The organism is Fictibacillus nanhaiensis (genome assembly GCF_049537595.1).
Classification (GTDB): domain Bacteria; phylum Bacillota; class Bacilli; order Bacillales; family Fictibacillaceae; genus Fictibacillus; species Fictibacillus nanhaiensis_F.
In genome coordinates this window covers 1,615,188-1,633,520 of the sequence record NZ_JBMULM010000001.1, presented here as the reverse complement: position 1 = coordinate 1,633,520, position 18,333 = coordinate 1,615,188, and the positions used below count along the sequence as shown (strand labels likewise).

The window sequence follows — 18,333 nt, the reverse complement described above, 5'->3', positions numbered from 1 at the left end:
TTGAAAGAGAGTGAGCAATATGGGACGTAAATGGAATAATATTAAAGAGAAAAAGGCATCAAAAGACGCCAATACTAGCCGAATTTACGCTAAGTTTGGCCGTGAAATCTATGTGGCTGCAAAACAGGGTGAGCCTGATCCAGAATCCAATCAGTCGTTAAAGGTTGTTTTAGAACGAGCAAAAACATATAGCGTACCTAAAAACATCATCGACCGTGCGATTGAAAAAGCAAAAGGTGGTTCTGACGAAAATTATGATGAACTGCGTTATGAAGGCTTTGGTCCGAACGGATCGATGATTATTGTAGATACATTGACGAATAATGTGAATCGAACAGTAGCGGAAGTACGTTCTGCTTTTAATAAAAATAATGGGAACATGGGTGTTTCTGGTGCAGTATCTTACATGTTCGATGCAACAGCTGTAATTGGGCTAGAAGGAAAGTCAGCTGATGATGTTTTGGAATTGTTGATGGAAGCAGATCTAGATGTTCGTGATGTGATCGAAGAAGATGAATCTGTTATCGTTTACGCTGAACCTGATCAGTTTCATGCTGTACAAGAAGCGTTTAAGAATGTAGAGATTACAGAGTTTTCTGTTGCAGAACTAACGATGCTTGCACAAAACGATGTGGAACTCTCTGAAGAATCACAGGTTCAGTTTGAGAAATTAATCGATGCTTTAGAAGATTTAGAAGATGTGCAGCAAGTGTATCATAACGTAGATCTAAAATAGTTCTATTCAAGTGAATGGCCGGTCCTTTTTTAGAAGGCTGGCTCTTTTTTATTGTTAGAGCAAAAGAAAAAGCAACCGATCAATTCGATTGCTTTCTCATCCATAACATACAGATCGTAATGATCATAAATCCAACGAACGCAAGAAGTGGAATCGTAATGAATCCTAGCCAGTTGATATACTGACCTGAACATGGAACACCTGATGTACATACCTCAAAAGCCTTTAATGCAGGTATTTTTTGAAGAGCATAATGATAGCCCGAAACGATGATGCCCAGAATGGATAGAGGAAGGACATAACGTGTGACTTTATGATCTTGTTGATAAAATGCTACACCTAGCACAATTACTAATGGATACATCAATATCCTCTGATACCAGCAAAAATTACATGGCACAAACTTCATGACCTCACTAAAAAACAGACTTCCTACCAAGGAAACGATTGATGTAATCCAGGCGATCAACAAAGGCTTATTAACCACCTTTACTTACTCTCCTTCTCAGCATCATCAACCATTTTCTTTAAATCTTCTAAAGATGTACCTTCAAACTTTTTACCATTAACAAATAATGTAGGTGTACTTGTTACACCAAGATCACTTACAAGTGTTTCATCTGTTTTTAATGCTTTTTCAATGTCCTTGTTCTTCCATGTTTCTGTTACTTTCTTAACATCTTCATCTGAAGTCACTTCACCAAGTGTTTCTGTTAAAAATTTCTCGGTAAAGATATCTTGTCGTTCTAGATTCTGATCGTCAGGCTGCTTTTCGTATAGTGTTTTATGAAACTTCCAAAACGTTTCATTCCCTAATTCTTTATAAACGGTTTCTCCAAAGATAGCAGATCTTTCTGAATCTACATTAATAAACGGATAGTTCAAGAAATAGAATTTCACCTTTCCTGTTTGAATCAGTTCTTTGTCAATAAGCGGGAAGAATGACTCATTAAAGTTCTTACATGCCGGACACTTGTAATCTCCAAACTCAATAATATTAACAGCGGCATCTTTCTCACCTAAGTAAGGCTGGTTTTCATAAGAAATATCAGCCGTGGACGTATCATTAGAATCAAGTGCACCGCTGAAAAGAAAAACAATCAATCCTAGAGTCAAAATACCAATCGTCCAAAAAAGCCAAACAGGAGAAGAGTTGTTCTTTTTCTTTGAGCTGTTTACATATGCCTTATTCTTTTTTTGTTTACCCATTGTTCACCTCGTAGAATTTTTACTAAATAAAAAGAAGTTACTTTTATCGTAAACAAAATTGAAGGTATTTACAATGAAGAAATCATGAACATTCTGTTTTAGGCGGAAACACTAACAAGTGATTTATAAGAAAAGAATAGATAATACCTAATTTCTCTTTTAAATAAAAAAACTTGTATGCAAAAGAGAATTTTGGCAGTATAATTTTTTAGAAATTATATTAAACAAGTTTTCTGGGGGTCAGGGATGAAAAAGGTTGTAACTTTCTTATTGGCTATCACAATTAGCCTCGGCATTTTGCCGTTATCAGCGTTCGCGATCAATGCAAACGACAAAGAGTATAAAGCGTTCTTACAAGAGATCGGGTGGAACTCCAAGGATTTTGTTGCATATTTGAACAGTAAAGAGTGGGCTTTAAAAGATTTTGAATCGGTAGATGAACTGGGTACGCCTTTATCAGAAGCGGGTGTTCAATCCGTGTTAAAAGAGTTTGACATCAGCCGCGAAAGACTAAATGAACTTCTTGTGGAATATGGAAATATCGAAGAAGGACAAGATGTTCTTGATGGAACTTATATTATTTTTGAAGAGGAATTGTTCGACGAAGTTGATTTTATGATTGGCACACCAATAGACGATAAAAACCTTCAAAAGTTATTAAATGATTACGATTTAAAATCCATTGAAGAACTGGATGCTTTATTGGAAGAAAACGATGATTCACGTGAAAACTACGAATATATCGAACACCTGGAATGGTCGGTTGATTATTATATTAATGGAGACGATTGGGAAGGAACTCTTATTAATGATGAAAACCTTCAACAGCTATTAAAAGATTACAACTTAGCTTCCCTTGCGGAACTAGATGCTTTATTAAAAGAAAATGATGATTCGAGAGAAAACTACGAATACATTGAAGATCTTGAAGGAGCCGTTGATTTTTATATAAATGGCGATGATTATTTGGGTGATGATATCGAGGATCTATTTACAGAGATTGATTTAACAGAAACAGAAATAGAAAATCTTTTGACTCATATGGAGACTCTGAATTGGGAAGATCCTGTGTTCCTTGATCAGATGATGACTCTTGCCGAAAGAATGATGGCGTTTGAAGATTTTGAAACAGCAGACGAACTTACTTCCGAACAAGTTGCTGAACTTCTTTCCATCTTTTCTGAGATGAAACAACTATTACAACTTGAGACAAAGTATTATCTGGTTGTTGATGGACAAAAACAACCTGTTTCCATGGATGCTTTAATGAAGATGGAAACGACAAATGGAAATGATCTTATCATGGAAATATATAATCTGAATGGAAAACTATTAGCTGATATCCGCATTACAGCCGACATGTTTGGATCTGAACTGATACAAGAAACAGGAAAAGATATTCAAAAAGTTGAAAAGATTGTTTCTGCAGCACCGACGAAATCAAGTCTACCTGTAAAAACAGTGAAAGGCGGAAAACTTCCTAAAACCGCTACAAACCATTTAGAGAACTCCTTAATTGGATTAGTTGTGTTAGCGGCAGGTATATACCTATTTAGAAGATTTCGCGTTAAAGGAATCTAATGAGAACAAGAGGTAGCATTCGAAAGATACTTCTTATCTTTTCATTTGTATTAATCTTACTCGGTTTTTGGTTCAGTACATCCAATGCTTATACATTTATAAAAGGGTATATGCTCTTTCATACAGGTCAGACAAAGATTGTAAAGAGTGGGGAAAAACCCTCAAAACAGCACAAAGAAAACTTAAATAAAGAACCCCTTTATTCGATAAGACCGAATAAAGGTGAGAATATTGGTAACTTGCTCATACCAAAATTAAATGCTACACTACCTATTTTTCATGGAACTGATGAAGAGGAGTTAGAAAAAGGTGTAGGTCATTTTGATAAAAGTGTCTTACCTGGAGAACAGGATAATTCGGTTCTTTCTGGACATCGAGATACTGTTTTCCGCAAGTTAGGTGAGGTAGGAAAGGGTGACAAGTTGATCGTAGAAACGTCAGCAGGTACCTTTACTTATAAAATTAGACATGTGCGCATCGTTGATAAAGATGACAGGACGGTCATCGTACCTAAACCAAGAGCAACATTAACTGTATCCACATGTTATCCTTTCAACTTTATAGGTGCATCACCTGAGCGTTATATTCTTGTAGCAGACTTGATATCACAAAAGTTAACATAATCTTCTAAGACAACATGAACGATTTCTGTTGTCTTTTTTTTTTGCCGGATTTTCACCAGGTGTAAACATCATTTGTTTAAAAGCTAACCAAAACAGGTATGAATACCAATAATGCATAAGGGTCTAAAGAAATTCCCCCTGATACATACTTAGATTAAACAACTAGAAAGTCGGAGGTAGGAACATGAAGAAAATATCATTGATAATGATAGCGTGTACCATTATTGTCTTAGGCATTGCTTTTGGAGTATACTCCTTCAATTCCAAAGAAATGGAAGTTACTGCTCTTGGAGATTCACTCGCATACGGATTAGGTGATACAAAAGATAATGGGTATATAGGAGATGTTGAAGATCGGTATGAAGAGGATTTAAACAAACATCTTGTTGTACATGACTTTGGGGTTCCAAATGATACAAGCACAGACTTACGTAAGCGGTTGGAAAATCCTGAAATAGCAAAGACAGCTAAAAATTCTGATGTGATTTTCATCAATATTGGTACGAATGATTTTCTGAAGAGCACTGATCTATTAACGAAATTCAACAAAGAAGAGCTTGCAGCAAACGAGGAAATCTATAAGGAGAACCTGAACCAGATCATACAACAGGTACAAAATAAAGAAAATCCAAAGACCATTTATATATTAGGAATCTATAATCCGAAAGCTGAATGGAGTGATATGGCGGTTGTCAACAAGGCTGTATCAAATTGGAATCAATCCACAATTGAAGTGACAAAGAAAAATAAAAATACTGCTTATATACGCACGGATGACCTCTTCATCGACAAGAATAAACGTGATTATTTCTCTGACAAACTTCATCCTAATGAAAAAGGATACGCATTAATCGGAAAAAGAGTATATGAGACCATCAGGCAGAGTTCGGATTATAAATAATGGATAAACATTGACGCAGAAAGAACAATCTGTTAATCTACAAAACGTTACACTAAATGAATTAAATAAAAGTCCTCACATTAATCTCTGTGAGGTAGAGGTCGCATGAATTATGAGTAGAACTGTTAGAGGCAAGTGGTGCTTTTGACAACAGTTTAAAAGGAATTGATGCCGAAATGGGTTGATATCCACGTAACAACCCATTGGGGCTGCATTGAACAAGTGCAGAACTGTCGCAGAACTTTCTGCGTTGAGCTATGAGAGATTTTTGGAGGATGCTGATTATATTCACGTATGGGCATTTCCATACGTGTTTTTTTATTGGCTTTATATCAACAGGAGGTACTTACATCATGAAAAATAATAATTGGAGTGTGTGGCTGCTAACGGCATTTGTCGTTGGAAACATGGTAGGCTCGGGAATCTTCATGTTACCGAACACATTGGCTCAAACAGCTAGTCCACTTGGCGTTACAGCTGCATGGGCAGTTACAGGATTTGGCGTATTGATGATCGCTTTAGTCTTTGGGTCACTAGCCATAAGAAAACCCGAATTGACAGCAGGTCCTCAAAGCTATGCCAGAGCTTTGTTCTCCAATCCAAAAGCAGGTAATGTAGCAGGATTTAGTATGGTTTGGGGATATTGGGTGGCAAATTGGATCAGCAACGTTGCAATCATCACGAGTTTTGCTGGATATTTATCAACATTTTTTCCAATGATGAGAAGTTCAAAAGTTATCGGAACAGTATTCAGTCAAGATATTCAGCTAGGTAAGCTTATTACGTTTGCAGTGTGTACCGTTCTTCTATGGTTCACACATTTTATTTTAATCAAGAGCATGAACGGAGCAGGTAAACTTAATTTCGTGGCAACTGCTTCTAAAGTTATCGGATTTATGTTATTTATTGTGGCTGCACTCTTCGCAGTAGAGTCAACCATCTTTGCTGATGCTTACTTCCCGATTGTAGATGATGCAGGAATCTCTCATGGATTAGGTAGTCAGATCAATATGGCTGCAATTGCTACATTATGGGCCTTTGTGGGGATCGAATCAGCTGTTGTCTTATCCGGAAGAGCTTCTTCACAACGAGATGTAAAAAAAGCAACGATCGTAGGTCTGCTTATTGCGTTAAGTATCTACATGATCACGACATTACTTACGATGAATGTTCTTCCACGAGAAGTTCTCATGGATTCAGATAAACCCTTTGTTGATGTATTATCCGTTCTGATTGGGAATACGGGAGCTTCCTTAATGGGATTGTTAGCTGTTATCTCATTATTCGGTTCAACGATCGGCTGGATTCTGTTAAGTTCAGAAGTTCCATATCAAGCAGCTAAATCTGGTGTGTTTCCCGCTTTCTTCGCTAAAGTGAATAAGAACGGAAGCCCAGTGAACGCATTAGCTGTTACAAACATCATGTCTCAAATTTTTATCTTTTCTACGATTTCAGGTACGATTGGTGAAGCATACGCGTTCTTAACTACTTCAGCAACGCTAGCTTATTTGATCCCTTACTTAATTTCTGCTATTTACTTTTTAAAGCTTATCTATAGTGGAGAAACCTATAACGAGATAAAAGGTTCACGCGTAAGAGATGGTGCAATTGCCTTATTAGCATTCATCTACTCGAGCTGGGTTATTATTTCGGGAACATCGGATACAAAGACCTTCACTTTAGGAATGGGATTATTTTTCTTAGGTTTCCTTGTATATCCGGTCTTTCAAAGATTTACGCCTAAAAGCAGTAAAAATCGTAAAGTCGCTTAAAGAGGTTTTCTTTTTCAATCGTTTAACGTATAATGTGAGTTAACTTCATACAGCTCGTATAATCGCAGGGATATGGCCTGCAAGTTTCTACCAAACCCCCGTTAAGGGTTTGACTACGAGTGACGCAAACTTCCATGCATCCTTCTATAGATGTATTGGGCTATTTATGTGTTCCGATTATTTAACCGGAGAATTGCTTCACTCGTTCAGAGAGAAGGCGTTCTCCGGTTTTTTTGTATGTAAATCAAACAATGGGGTGGAAAAATGAATTTTTTAGAAAAGAAAATTTGTGATGAAGGAATCGTATTATCTTCTTCCGTATTGAAAGTAGACTCGTTTTTGAATCATCAGATTGACCCTGAACTCATGATGCAAATAGGTACTGAATTTGGTGATCGTTTTAAAAATGAAGGAATTACAAAAATTGTTACGATAGAATCTTCTGGTATTGCACCTGCCGTTTTCGCAGGATTGAAACTTTCTGTACCTGTCGTCTTTGCTCGTAAAAAGAAATCATTAACCTTAACAGAAGGTTTATTAACATCCAGTGTTTATTCTTTTACCAAACAAGAACAAAACGAAATTTCTGTTGCGAAGAAATTTATTCAACCCGGTGATAAGGTGTTAATTATAGATGATTTCCTTGCGCATGGTGAAGCTGCACTTGGTCTAGCTGAACTTGTTGATCAAGCAAATGCTACGATTGCTGGATTTGGTATCGTGATCGAAAAATCGTTTCAAGTCGGTCGTCAAAAACTTGAGGATGAGGGATATCGCGTAGAATCGATCGCAAGAATAAAAGAAATGAACACCAATGGAATAACCTTTATCCAATCTGAGGTGATGTCATCATGAAAAAGGGTAAAGTGTTTTCTCTAGGGATCCAACATGTTCTTGCTATGTATGCAGGAGCAGTAATCGTACCCTTGATTGTAGGAAGTGCCTTGAAATTATCTCCGGAACAGTTAGCTTATTTAGTAGCTATCGATCTTTTAACATGTGGACTAGCAACACTAATCCAAGTTTGGCAGAATCGTTTCTTCGGAGTAGGTCTCCCCGTTGTCCTAGGTTGTACTTTTACAGCGGTAGGTCCGATGATCGCCATTGGGGGACAATATGGGATGAGTGCCATATACGGCTCCATTATTGCAGCAGGTTTATTCGTTGTCATTTTTGCTGGAGCGTTCGGGAAAATACTTAAACTTTTTCCACCCATCGTGACAGGAACCGTTGTAACCATTATAGGAATTACACTAATTCCAGTTGCAATTAAAGACATGGCAGGCGGAGCGGGAAGCGAGAACTTTGGTTCAGCACAAAACTTATTGCTCTCTTTTGGTGTGTTAGCATTCATCTTACTTTTATATCGATTTTCTAAAGGTTTCATTCGTTCTGTTTCTATCTTAATCGGTCTCTTAGCGGGAACTATCGTTTCTGTATTCCTTGGTTTAGTTGACTTCACACCAGTTATGAAAGCATCATGGGTTCACATGCCAACGCCTTTTTATTTTGGAGTTCCTACCTTTGAACTTGGTGCGATCATCACCATGATCTTGGTAGCTATCGTAAGTTTGATTGAGTCAACAGGTGTATTTATGGCGTTAGGAAAGATATGCGACAGAAATTTAACACCAAAAGACTTAACGAAAGGGTATCGGGGAGAAGGTCTTGCCATCATCTTAGGTGGAATCTTTAATGCTTTTCCTTATACGACTTATTCACAAAACGTAGGCCTTGTTCAATTATCTGGAGTAAAAGCAAAACAAGTGATCTATGTTGCAGGGGGGATGTTGATTTTCCTTGGCTTAATTCCTAAAGTTGCTGCACTTACGACTTTAATCCCAACAGCTGTAATGGGAGGAGCAATGGTTGCCATGTTTGGAATGGTATTTGCTTCTGGTATCAAAATGCTAAGTGAAGTGAACCTCGCTAAACAAGAAAATCTTCTGATCATTGCTTGTTCAGTAGGAATGGGGTTAGGGGTAACTGTAGAACCTGAACTGTTCAGCAGACTTCCTGAAAGTATTCAAATACTTACTGAAAACGGAATCGTAGCTGGAAGTTTGATGGCTGTTCTACTGAATTTATTATTTAACACAAAGTCTAAAAAAGTGATTGTTTCTCACGTTCAACAAAGTCAGAAGCAAGCTGTATAAATGAAAGAGCGGCTATGATCCTCATTGTAACCAGTGGATGATAGCCGCTTCTTATGTTTGATGCTATTAAGTTTTTCCCTTTTCGATTTTGTTGTCTTTGTTGTCATCCAATTATAGATCTCTTGATTAGCAAAAGCACTTCGTTCCTGAATAGGATCTCGTTTACCTTGACGGACAGCTCTTTCTCTCGTTTTCTTCGCTTTTGATTTTGCCAATTTCTTCATTCCTTTCAATCAATAGATGGAAGTTAATGGTTACTACAAGATTACTATACTATATGTATACGATGAAAAGATACATGTTGTGTAAGAAAGCACAGAATCTTGAAAAAACAAGCTAGTATTATCAGAAAAGGAAGACTATAATCTTCCTTGGGACCAAAAAGTCTCAATCATATGAAACAAAGGGGTTATTGTGGTGAATAAAAATGTTAAGAAAGTAGCTTCACTTACACTTGCTATCAGTCTTTTAAGTTCACCTTTAGCGGGTCAAGCCATCGCTAAAACACCAGCAAAACACAAAAGTAAAGTTAACCTCAGAATCATGGAAACAACAGACATTCATACAAACCTATTAAACTTTGATTATTACAAAAATGCCGCATCAGAAAACGTTGGTTTAGCAAAGACAGCTACACTTGTTAAAATGGCTCGAGAAGACTTAAAGTACAGTCAGAACAGTGTGTTAGTCGACAACGGAGATTTGATTCAAGGTACGCCACTTGGTACATACAAAGCAAAGATAGCACCGCTAAAAGACGGAGAAGTTCATCCAGCTATCGCAGCTATGAATCTCATGGATTATGACATGGCAACACTAGGAAACCATGAGTTCAATTACGGACTCGAATTTTTAGCAGAGACGTACGATGATGCTAATTTTCCTTTTGTAAACGCTAACGTATACGTAGATGACCATGATAACAATCCTAAAAATGATGTGAACAAATACACACCCTATAAAATCGTAAAGAAGTTCGTTAGAGATGAAGACGGCAGACCAAAGCTTTTAAAGATCGGTTATATTGGTTTCGTACCACCACAGATCAACGAATGGGATAAATCACACCTTGATGGGAAAGTAATCACGAAGAATATTATCGAAAGTGCGGAAAAGTTCATCCCGCAGATGAAGAAAAAAGGTGCAGATATCATCATCGCTCAAGCTCACTCAGGCTTTAATGGAAGTGAAACGAATACAGAAGATGTGATTTATGCACTCAGCAAAGTAAAAGGAATTAATGCTCTTACGTTCTCGCACACACATAAGATATTCCCGGCTGCTGATGAGAAATCATTAGATGCCTTGTTTAAAGACGCGAAAGGTAATGTTCTTCCTGGCGTTGATAATGCAAAAGGTACAATAAACGGTGTGCCAGCTGTACAAGCAGGCTATGGTGGAGGATCACTCGGTCTGATCGACTTAACACTTCAACAAGATCGTGGAAGATGGAAAGTAGTTTCCTCTCAATCTTCTGTAAGAAGTGCCGCTGCGGTTAAGCCAGACGAAAAAGTGGTTAACACGGTTAAAAATGCTCACGAAGCTACGATCAAGTACGTGAACACACCAATCGGCTCAACAACGGATGATATTCATAGCTTTTTTGCACTCGTTCAAGATGATCCTTCTGTTCAAGTGGTAACGAACGCTCAAAAATGGTATGTAGAAAAATACATCTCATTAAACAAGCCAGAATATAAAGATCTTCCTATCCTTTCAGTAGGAGCGCCATTTAAAGCAGGAAGAAATGGTGTAACTGAATTTACTGAGATTCAAAAGGGACCACTTACAATTCGCAGTGCAGGTGACCTCTACCTTTATGACAACACGTTAAAAGCACTTAAAGTAAAAGGTTCTGTGGTTAAAGAGTGGTTAGAAATGTCTGCTGGAAAATTTAAGACGATCGATCCAAACAAAACAGAAGCACAAGAACTTTTAGATGCAGGCTTTCCTGTTTATAACTTCGATGTAATCGACGGCGTTAATTATCATGTAGATGTAACAAAAGCTCCTAAATATGACAAGAACGGAGTAGTGATTAACGCTAACAGCAATCGTATCGTGAATCTAACATACGACGGAAAAGCAGTTGATCCTAACCAAGATTTCATCGTAGTAACGAACAATTACAGAGCGGGTGGCGGCGGAAACTTCCCTGGAGTTAAAGGCAGCGAATATGTAGTTGATTCTGCTGATGAGAATCGTCAGATCTTAATGGATTACATCACAGAGATGAAAGAGATCACGCCAACTGCGGACAACAACTGGTCGATTGCTCCGATTAGCGGAAATACTAACGTAACGTTCCTATCATCACCGAACGGCCAAAAATATACGAGTGAGACAGGTAAGATTCAATATACAAATAAAACAGATGCAAACGGATTTGGAATCTATAGTATTGATCTAAAATAATGAAGATGAAAGAGAGCCTAAATGGTTCTCTTTTTTTATATGAGAAAGAAGGTGTAAATCTGTTTTAGTAGAAATATAAAAATTGTAGCAAAGAGAAATAAAGTTTGATACAATAAAAACGAACAAATGTTCTGTGGTCGAAAAAATTAGACGACGAGGTGCTAAAAATGATTGTAGCAGTGAATCCTTACGTAGTAACTGATGGTAACGGTAAAGAAGCAGTGCAGTTTTATGTTGATGCATTGAATGCAGAACTTATCTCACTTCAAACATTCGGAGAGATGCCAGAGGATCCTAATCATCCACTTCCTGAAGAAGCGAAAGACCGCGTAATGAATGCTCAATTTAAAGTAGGCGATACCGTAATGATGCTTTCCGATAACTTTCCTGGAATGCCTTATACAGTCGGAAATCAAGTAACCATCGCCATTCATATCGATTCAGTAGATTCATCAAAACAAGTTTTTGAGAAACTCTCTAAAGAGGGGAAAGTTACAATGCCTCTACAAGAAACATTCTGGAGCCCATCGTATGGCCAAGTAACAGATAAATATGGTGTCGAGTGGCAAATTTCTGCCGTTCAGCAAGCCTAATTACAGATTAAAAAGACCCTTTCTTTAACTTGGAGAGGGTCTTTTTGTTTAGTTCTCTTTTTTAAAGGTTATTTTAGTAATGTATCATAATAATGAATGAGAAAAGTCAAAACCATTGACTACCTATCATAAACATATTATAGTGATTTCACTAATACACGTTCATAAGTTTAAACACTTAATTTTATGTTGTAGGAGGCGTAAAGCTTGAATCAGCCAAACACGATGAAAGAAAACAACAAGGAATCGATCGATAAACTTGTACAAGCTCAGAGAACCTACTTTCGAAGCGGCGTAACTCGATCATATGAATTCCGCATGAAGGCTTTGAACAACCTTACAAAGCTTGTTCGAAACAACGAAGCGAAAATTCTTCATGCATTAAAAACAGATTTAAATAAATCAGAAGCAGAAGCCTACACAACGGAGATCGGCTTTTTATTAGAAGAGATTCGTCATACTCAAAAACATCTCAAAAAATGGATGGAACCTAAAAAAGTAAAAACAGCAAAAACCCATATTGGCTCAAAGGGTTATACCATTGCTGAACCTTATGGCGTCACATTAATAATCGCACCTTGGAACTATCCGTTTCAACTGCAACTAGCTCCGTTAATCGGTGCTATCGCAGCTGGTAATACAGCCATTTTAAAACCATCTGAACTTACGCCACAAACGTCAAAACTATTGGATGAACTCATCAAAGAATACTACCATCCTGATTTTATCGCAGTCGTAGAAGGCGGAGTTGAAACCAATCAAATATTGCTCGATCAACCATTAGATTATATATTCTTCACAGGCAGCGTTCCTGTAGGGAAAATCGTGATGGAAGCAGCAAGTAAGAGACTTATTCCTCTTACATTAGAACTTGGTGGTAAGAGCCCTTGTATTGTAGATGAAACAGCAGACCTTAAGCTTGCTGCGAAACGTATAGCTTTCGGGAAGTTTACGAACGCTGGTCAAACGTGCATAGCACCAGATTATATCTATCTGCACAAAAACATACTTCAACCATTCATTGATACATTTAAAGAAGTAATTAAAGAATTTTACGGCGAAAACCCACTGCAGAATGAAGAATTCGGTAAGATCGTAAATGATCGTCATTTTAATCGTTTAAAAGGTTACTTATCAGAAGGAGAGATACTTTTCGGTGGTCGATACGATGAAACCCGTGAAAAGATCGAACCAACTTTAATAGCTCCAACTGATACTTCTTCACCTGTTATGACTGATGAAATCTTTGGACCAATCTTTCCAGTCATGGAATACGAAAGCATTGATGAAGTAATTGAATTTGTTGTGAAACGTCCAAAACCACTTGCACTATACTTGTTTACGATTAACAAACAGGTAGAAGAAAAAGTGGTGAATCATATATCGTTTGGTGGTGGATCTATCAATGACACATTAATGCACATCGCCACACCTTATCTGCCTTTTGGCGGGGTAGGAGAGAGCGGGATTGGTAGTTATCACGGCGAGTCCAGTTTCTTTGCGTTTTCTCATAACAAAAGTGTGCTCAACCAAACGAACAAATTCGACTTTAGTTTTCGATATCCGAACGCCAAATATGGTTTGAAGATCATTAAAAAGTTAATGAAATAGATATTTTTTAGACGCTGTCAGTTAAGATAGCGTCTTTTTGTTGCGAAAAGTACCGAAAACTCGACTAGAGAACAAGTGTTCGGTATAATTAAAGTAAGTGAATATAGGAGTTGATTGGTATGCGAAAAAAGAAGTGCACCATGAGTATTCCTACCATTATTGAACGATTTCAAAGTGGAATGAGCAGCAATGAGATCGCATTAGAGGCAAATGTGACAGCAAGATATATCAATTCTGTTCTGCAGCAGCATAACGTTGAAAGACAACCACACAGCAGCTGGTTAAGACGTTATACAGTGAATGAAGATTACTTCAAAACATGGTCAGCATCTATGGCATATGTATTAGGCTTTTTCGCTGCCGATGGTTGCTTGCCAAAAGATTTGCAGTTGGTTAGTTTTTCACAAAAAGATCCCAAGATCCTCGAAGATATTAGAAAAGAACTTCAATCTACACATCCAATCAAAACAAATCCTCGATATGCTTAAAAATAAAAATAAAGCATAACACTTATAAACAGTGGCTGAAAAAAGACAAAGAGTTTAGCTCAGCGTATTATGAAATTCAAAGTCGTATTAAATAGTAATAAATATAAAAAGAGCAATAAAAATAATTGGATTGTAGGTTTAAAATAACCAACAATCCTTTTTTTGAGGGAACATCAAGAGTGGTAGTTATTTTTTCCGAGAAGTTAACATAATATCTATTCTCGGCACCTATGTGAAACTAATGAAAACAGGTCTCATAATCAAAGATTACTTAGGATAGTGAGACGAAATAGAAAAAATAGGTTTTTACAGCGATTAATACATTTTATCAGTAGTTAAATATTTGATCATAATTTGGCCTTTTAGTTGCATCAACAAATTCAAATTCTTTGGAGTTCATTTTCATCTCTCCAAGGATTATCCGTACTAACTGGTTGATCCATTTGTTCTGTTAGCTCTTCATATACTTCAGCTATATACTGATCCACTTGTTTAAATCGCTGAACAATTCGCTCTAGACTCATTAGCTGAATTTCTTCCTTCAGCAATATGTATAATTATATTTCTGATGCTACTCCAGCCAATTTCGAATTCACGTGTAAAACCATTTCCACAAAATTTAAGTAGTTCTTTCTGATTTTGCTTAACCCCACTTGTATTTATTTTTTTTCAACTATATATCACCTTGTTATTTATTGTAAAGTTTTACCATTTAAATCATACTCTTATATATTAAGAACATAATATACTTCTTAAACTCCTTCATTTGCACTTTTCAGGATTCGTAGTATAATGTTAAACATTAATTCCGATAAAATTAATAGGAAAAGGCGGGATAGTGTGGCTCAATCAGCTTTAAATACATCAACAAACAGAACGTATAAAAGCCAGCCTACTACAGAAGTGACTGAACTAAGTCCTATGCAAAAACCTTTAGTGGCATTAGGTGTTTTAGCTGCAATTATTCTTCTAACAGCGATCGTCAATGTTGCTGACTGGACTCAAGGAACACTCTTTATTATCGGCATACTGCTTGGCTGTGCACTGCTTTACGCACGTTTTGGATTCACTTCAGCATTTAGACGTCTCGTCTCTGTTGGAAACGTGCAAGGGTTGCAAGCACATATGGTGATGCTTGCAGTGGCATCTGTATTTTTCGCAATTATTTTCAGCACTGGTTTTAGTTTTACAGGTGCTGAACCAACGGGAAATGTATCACCAGTTGGCATTAGTATTTTAGTAGGTGCGTTTCTGTTCGGCATTGGGATGCAGTTCGGAAACGGATGCGCATCAGGAACACTGTACTCTTTAGGCGGCGGATCTTCTTCCATGATCCTAACTCTTTTATCCTTTATTGCCGGATCTGTAATTGGTGCTTACCACTTTACATTTTGGATGGGATTGCCTTCTCTTCCACCGGTTTCATTAAATCAGATTCCAGGACTCGGCTATTTCGGCGCCTTAGTTGTTCAACTAGTATTGTTTGCTATTATTTATTGGGTAACCGTTCAGATTGCAAAAAAGAAACAGCCTCCTATGATGAAGCCTTTGCCAACTACAGTTGGGTGGAAAAAGGTACTTCGTGGCTCTTGGCCTTTATTTACAGCAGCGATCGTGCTCGCATTATTAAATGCATTAACATTAGCGGTTAAAGGAAGTCCGTGGGGTATAACATCAGCGTTTGCACTATGGGGCGGTAAAGTTATGATGGCAACTGGTGTTGACGTATCTGCTTGGGGTTACTTTGATGGCAAGAATGGTGAAGCTCTTACAAAAAGTGTTCTTACAGATGGAACAAGTGTAATGAACTTTGGTATTATGCTTGGTGCTTTTATTTCAGCTTCATTCCAAGGGACGTTTAAGCCAGGAAAGATTAAACCAGGTATTGCTGGCGCTTCTATAATCGGTGGATTATTGATGGGTTATGGTGCTCGTTTAGCATTCGGTTGCAACATCGGTGCTTACTTTAGCGGAATTGCTTCATTTAGTCTTCACGGCTGGGTATGGGCAGTTATGGCTATGTTAGGTACGTATTTAGCTCTGTTCGTTCGACCAATGTTCGGATTAAAAAATCCAAAATCTACAGATTCAGTTTGTTAACAACTAAAAGCTAATGGGCGTTATTTACGTCCATTAGCTTTTTTGTCGTTTTTTAATTAGAGGAAACTTGATACAATAATTGCCCTATCTCACCCATAATACGCCTTGGCTCGGCACGGTTAGGTACATTTTTACTGAGTACAGAAACAGCATAAGTTTGACCAGGAAAATAAAGCAACCCTACATTATGCTCTACCCCAGGTACGTAACCTGTTTTATGTGCGATCTCCCAATTCGGAATTATTCCGATTACGCCATCTACCTCAGGAAGCAGACTTGGCAGTAAATCATTCATCTTCTGCTGTTTCATAATATCAATCATCTTTTTACAAGCATTCAGAGATACCACAGATCCAACCGCTATTATGTTTAAAAATTCATTCATCTCATTAGCGGTTACGATATTCATCTTTTCAGGATCTCTTGATGCTGTAATTTGCAGTTTATGATGTAGGTGACTTTGAACAAATCCCCATTCTCTCATGTATGTATTAATCTGATCTATACCTACCAAATCAATCAAAACATTAGTAGCTGTATTGTCACTTTCAATAATCATTAAAACGATTAAATCATGAATTGTCCATTCAATACCGGGTGACAAATGTTTTATGATACCATCCCCAGGCACAACGTCTTCTTCCCTCACCTGAATTTTATCAGATAATGAACATTTCCCTTCTGCAGCATGAGCAAATACTGCAGCCATAATTGGCACTTTAATAATGCTAGCTGAGTAAAAAAGCTCATCTGAATGATATTCAAAGCATTCTTTCGTTTCAAAATGATAGATTGAAACGCCATAAGTTCCTTCTCCTGAAGAAATCAACTTTAATAAAGCTTGCTCGTTTTGTTTCAGCATCCCCGCTTACCTTCTTTCATACTAATAAGGCGATCTATTAATTAAGGCTTATTCCTCTATGTTCCTTTGAGTAAGCAATTTTAAATAGTTCCAGGTAGTCTTCTTTTGTTATTTCCCTAGCATTGCTTGCTGTAGAGCCATTCAAGAATGAGGACTCAGCAAGATAATCGAAATCGGTCTCATTCACATCTGGTAATGAGGAGAACGTTGGAATGGATAGGTCTTCTGCCAGTTGCTTCATTTCTGCTACGAGACGTGCGGATGCATCTTCATCAGAATCGTTTGGAGAAGCAATTCCTATCGTTTTCGCGATTGTTGCGTGTTTTTCTAGGTTCGTCACTGCATTGTATTCAACGATGTATGGCAAGAACATGGAATTTGCGACACCATGTGGAGTGTCATATAACCCACCGATTGCCTCAGCCATGCAATGGACGGATGCTACATCAGCATAAGAAAAAGCCATGCCTGCAATTGTTGAACCGACCATTATGTTGTATCGGGCTTCTTGATCATTCCCATTATTTACGGCTGTTCTTAAATAAGGGTATATATGTTTCATTGCTTGTAATGCAAGACCGTCTGAAATAGGATTCGACAGTTTACAAGTAAAAGCTTCTATTGCGTGTACTAACGCATCCATTCCTGTGGATGCAGTTAAATGAGCAGGTAGTCCGTAGGTAAGTTCAGGGTCCACAATTGCTAATACTGGTGCGATATTAACGTCCTTGATCGTGAATTTAATCTTTTTTACCGTATCTGTAATTACCGATGAACGCGTTACTTCTGCACCTGTTCCAGCAGTAGTCGGAACAACAATGATAGGAGTTACTTTTTCAGGTACGTTATCACGCCCAGCGTAATCCTGCGGCTCACCACCTAGACATTGTAAGATTGCTATTGCCTTCGCTGAATCAATAACTGATCCTCCGCCTATTGCCAATATGGCATCGGCACGAAAATCTCTTGCGTCTTCACCACCCAATTTACAATCGATATCCCGCGGATTTGGTCGCACTTTATTAAACGTTCGGATTTCAAAACCTTGGTGTTCTAACATTTGAATAGCTTGTTTTACAAACCCAGTTTGCTCAATACCGGGGTCTGTTACAATAAAGATTCGTTTTCCCTCTAAGACATTTTTCAAGTGAATCCCTGCTCTTGTAAATTCACCTTTTCCAGCTCGAATGATGGTTGGCAGATTAAATTCGATGTTTTTCATGAACATAACTCCTTCCTCTTTTTTCATCATAATAGAAAAATGTATGCAATCAAACTAAACTGTC

The 18,333-nt window shown here is 37.6% G+C and carries 18 protein-coding genes and 2 riboswitches; of the genes, 12 read left to right on the top strand and 6 right to left on the bottom strand.

What is annotated here, in order from left to right; genetic code table 11:
* Positions 1 to 19 precede the first annotated feature (19 nt).
* Positions 20 to 736: a YebC/PmpR family DNA-binding transcriptional regulator gene (locus tag ACOZ9X_RS08265; protein ID WP_423417766.1), complete on the top strand. Its 717-nt coding sequence runs from the start codon at positions 20 to 22 to the stop codon at positions 734 to 736.
* 79 nt (positions 737 to 815) lie between these two features.
* Here the strand turns inward: ACOZ9X_RS08265 and ACOZ9X_RS08260 are convergent, their stop codons facing one another.
* Together ACOZ9X_RS08260 and ACOZ9X_RS08255 are read right to left on the bottom strand one after the other, a co-directional pair.
* Complete coding sequence (locus tag ACOZ9X_RS08260; protein ID WP_423417765.1) at positions 816 to 1,223, bottom strand: disulfide oxidoreductase; 408 nt, start codon at positions 1,221 to 1,223, stop codon at positions 816 to 818.
* Positions 1,224 to 1,225: 2 nt separating this feature from the next.
* The gene (locus tag ACOZ9X_RS08255; protein ID WP_423417764.1) at positions 1,226 to 1,945 is read right to left on the bottom strand and encodes a DsbA family protein; all 720 of its coding nucleotides are present in this window, start codon (positions 1,943 to 1,945) and stop codon (positions 1,226 to 1,228) included.
* Between the two features lie 246 nt (positions 1,946 to 2,191).
* Between ACOZ9X_RS08255 and ACOZ9X_RS08250 the strand changes: the two genes are divergently transcribed.
* The 6 genes from ACOZ9X_RS08250 (at position 2,192) to ACOZ9X_RS08225 (ending at position 8,978) form a co-directional block, all read left to right on the top strand.
* Positions 2,192 to 3,526: a processed acidic surface protein gene (locus ACOZ9X_RS08250; protein ID WP_423417763.1), complete on the top strand. Its 1,335-nt coding sequence runs from the start codon at positions 2,192 to 2,194 to the stop codon at positions 3,524 to 3,526.
* Entirely contained in the window at positions 3,526 to 4,149 is a 624-nt protein-coding gene (locus ACOZ9X_RS08245) for a class D sortase (protein ID WP_423417762.1), read from the top strand. Before ACOZ9X_RS08250 ends, ACOZ9X_RS08245 begins: the two co-directional genes overlap by 1 nt.
* A 184-nt stretch (positions 4,150 to 4,333) precedes the next feature.
* Complete coding sequence (locus ACOZ9X_RS08240; protein WP_423417761.1) at positions 4,334 to 5,050, top strand: GDSL-type esterase/lipase family protein; 717 nt, start codon at positions 4,334 to 4,336, stop codon at positions 5,048 to 5,050.
* Positions 5,051 to 5,137: 87 nt separating this feature from the next.
* Positions 5,138 to 5,316: riboswitch (Lysine riboswitch) on the top strand.
* Between the two features lie 84 nt (positions 5,317 to 5,400).
* Positions 5,401 to 6,822 carry an amino acid permease gene (locus tag ACOZ9X_RS08235; RefSeq protein ID WP_423418252.1) on the top strand — a complete coding sequence of 474 codons (1,422 nt, stop codon included), beginning with the start codon at positions 5,401 to 5,403 and terminating at the stop codon, positions 6,820 to 6,822.
* Between the two features lie 34 nt (positions 6,823 to 6,856).
* Positions 6,857 to 6,958: riboswitch (purine riboswitch) on the top strand.
* A gap of 128 nt (positions 6,959 to 7,086) precedes the next feature.
* Positions 7,087 to 7,677 (top strand): xanthine phosphoribosyltransferase, encoded by a 591-nt coding sequence (locus ACOZ9X_RS08230; RefSeq protein WP_423417760.1) that lies wholly within the window; start codon positions 7,087 to 7,089, stop codon positions 7,675 to 7,677.
* Entirely contained in the window at positions 7,674 to 8,978 is a 1,305-nt protein-coding gene (locus ACOZ9X_RS08225; protein WP_423417759.1) for a nucleobase:cation symporter-2 family protein, read from the top strand. The genes ACOZ9X_RS08230 and ACOZ9X_RS08225 overlap by 4 nt, the downstream gene beginning before the upstream one ends.
* Here ACOZ9X_RS08225 and ACOZ9X_RS08220 read toward each other — a convergent pair.
* Positions 8,960 to 9,193: a hypothetical protein gene (locus ACOZ9X_RS08220; protein WP_423417758.1), complete on the bottom strand. Its 234-nt coding sequence runs from the start codon at positions 9,191 to 9,193 to the stop codon at positions 8,960 to 8,962. The genes ACOZ9X_RS08225 and ACOZ9X_RS08220 overlap by 19 nt on opposite strands.
* Positions 9,194 to 9,395: 202 nt before the next feature.
* On the opposite strand from ACOZ9X_RS08220, the gene ACOZ9X_RS08215 reads away from it, so the two are divergent.
* The 4 genes from ACOZ9X_RS08215 (at position 9,396) to ACOZ9X_RS08200 (ending at position 14,085) form a co-directional block, all read left to right on the top strand.
* On the top strand, positions 9,396 to 11,393 hold the full coding sequence (locus tag ACOZ9X_RS08215) for a bifunctional 2',3'-cyclic-nucleotide 2'-phosphodiesterase/3'-nucleotidase (RefSeq protein ID WP_423417757.1): 1,998 nt from the start codon (positions 9,396 to 9,398) through the stop codon (positions 11,391 to 11,393).
* Between the two features lie 167 nt (positions 11,394 to 11,560).
* Complete coding sequence (locus ACOZ9X_RS08210) at positions 11,561 to 11,986, top strand: VOC family protein (protein WP_423417756.1); 426 nt, start codon at positions 11,561 to 11,563, stop codon at positions 11,984 to 11,986.
* A gap of 225 nt (positions 11,987 to 12,211) precedes the next feature.
* A complete protein-coding gene (locus ACOZ9X_RS08205) occupies positions 12,212 to 13,597 on the top strand; it encodes an aldehyde dehydrogenase (RefSeq protein ID WP_423418251.1) in 1,386 nt (461 codons plus the stop codon).
* Positions 13,598 to 13,716: 119 nt separating this feature from the next.
* Positions 13,717 to 14,085: an LAGLIDADG family homing endonuclease gene (locus ACOZ9X_RS08200; RefSeq protein WP_423417755.1), complete on the top strand. Its 369-nt coding sequence runs from the start codon at positions 13,717 to 13,719 to the stop codon at positions 14,083 to 14,085.
* A 380-nt stretch (positions 14,086 to 14,465) separates the two neighbouring features.
* Here ACOZ9X_RS08200 and ACOZ9X_RS08195 read toward each other — a convergent pair whose 3' ends face one another.
* On the bottom strand, positions 14,466 to 14,609 hold the full coding sequence (locus ACOZ9X_RS08195; protein ID WP_423417754.1) for a hypothetical protein: 144 nt from the start codon (positions 14,607 to 14,609) through the stop codon (positions 14,466 to 14,468).
* 397 nt (positions 14,610 to 15,006) lie between these two features.
* Between ACOZ9X_RS08195 and ACOZ9X_RS08190 the strand changes: the two genes are divergently transcribed.
* Positions 15,007 to 16,185 carry a YeeE/YedE family protein gene (locus tag ACOZ9X_RS08190; protein WP_423418250.1) on the top strand — a complete coding sequence of 393 codons (1,179 nt, stop codon included), beginning with the start codon at positions 15,007 to 15,009 and terminating at the stop codon, positions 16,183 to 16,185.
* Between the two features lie 52 nt (positions 16,186 to 16,237).
* On the opposite strand, the gene ACOZ9X_RS08185 is transcribed toward ACOZ9X_RS08190, so the two are convergent.
* Together ACOZ9X_RS08185 and ACOZ9X_RS08180 are read right to left on the bottom strand one after the other, a co-directional pair.
* A complete protein-coding gene (locus ACOZ9X_RS08185; RefSeq protein WP_423417753.1) occupies positions 16,238 to 17,047 on the bottom strand; it encodes a serine hydrolase in 810 nt (269 codons plus the stop codon).
* Between the two features lie 37 nt (positions 17,048 to 17,084).
* Complete coding sequence (locus ACOZ9X_RS08180; RefSeq protein WP_423417752.1) at positions 17,085 to 18,269, bottom strand: iron-containing alcohol dehydrogenase; 1,185 nt, start codon at positions 18,267 to 18,269, stop codon at positions 17,085 to 17,087.
* Positions 18,270 to 18,333 lie beyond the last annotated feature (64 nt).

What these genes read in the sequence shown, in the direction of transcription:
- ACOZ9X_RS08180 (WP_423417752.1), bottom strand. Translation starts at nt 18,269, where the DNA reads ATGAAAAACATCGAATTTAATCTGCCAACCATCATTCGAGCTGGAAAA.
- ACOZ9X_RS08190 (WP_423418250.1), top strand. Translation starts at nt 15,007, where the DNA reads ATGCAAAAACCTTTAGTGGCATTAGGTGTTTTAGCTGCAATTATTCTT.
- ACOZ9X_RS08210 (WP_423417756.1), top strand. Translation starts at nt 11,561, where the DNA reads ATGATTGTAGCAGTGAATCCTTACGTAGTAACTGATGGTAACGGTAAA.
- ACOZ9X_RS08185 (WP_423417753.1), bottom strand. Translation starts at nt 17,047, where the DNA reads ATGCTGAAACAAAACGAGCAAGCTTTATTAAAGTTGATTTCTTCAGGA.
- ACOZ9X_RS08250 (WP_423417763.1), top strand. Translation starts at nt 2,192, where the DNA reads ATGAAAAAGGTTGTAACTTTCTTATTGGCTATCACAATTAGCCTCGGC.
- ACOZ9X_RS08230 (WP_423417760.1), top strand. Translation starts at nt 7,087, where the DNA reads ATGAATTTTTTAGAAAAGAAAATTTGTGATGAAGGAATCGTATTATCT.
- ACOZ9X_RS08200 (WP_423417755.1), top strand. Translation starts at nt 13,717, where the DNA reads ATGCGAAAAAAGAAGTGCACCATGAGTATTCCTACCATTATTGAACGA.
- ACOZ9X_RS08205 (WP_423418251.1), top strand. Translation starts at nt 12,212, where the DNA reads ATGAAAGAAAACAACAAGGAATCGATCGATAAACTTGTACAAGCTCAG.
- ACOZ9X_RS08195 (WP_423417754.1), bottom strand. Translation starts at nt 14,609, where the DNA reads ATGAGTCTAGAGCGAATTGTTCAGCGATTTAAACAAGTGGATCAGTAT.
- ACOZ9X_RS08245 (WP_423417762.1), top strand. Translation starts at nt 3,526, where the DNA reads ATGAGAACAAGAGGTAGCATTCGAAAGATACTTCTTATCTTTTCATTT.
- ACOZ9X_RS08225 (WP_423417759.1), top strand. Translation starts at nt 7,674, where the DNA reads ATGAAAAAGGGTAAAGTGTTTTCTCTAGGGATCCAACATGTTCTTGCT.
- ACOZ9X_RS08255 (WP_423417764.1), bottom strand. Translation starts at nt 1,945, where the DNA reads ATGGGTAAACAAAAAAAGAATAAGGCATATGTAAACAGCTCAAAGAAA.
- ACOZ9X_RS08240 (WP_423417761.1), top strand. Translation starts at nt 4,334, where the DNA reads ATGAAGAAAATATCATTGATAATGATAGCGTGTACCATTATTGTCTTA.
- ACOZ9X_RS08265 (WP_423417766.1), top strand. Translation starts at nt 20, where the DNA reads ATGGGACGTAAATGGAATAATATTAAAGAGAAAAAGGCATCAAAAGAC.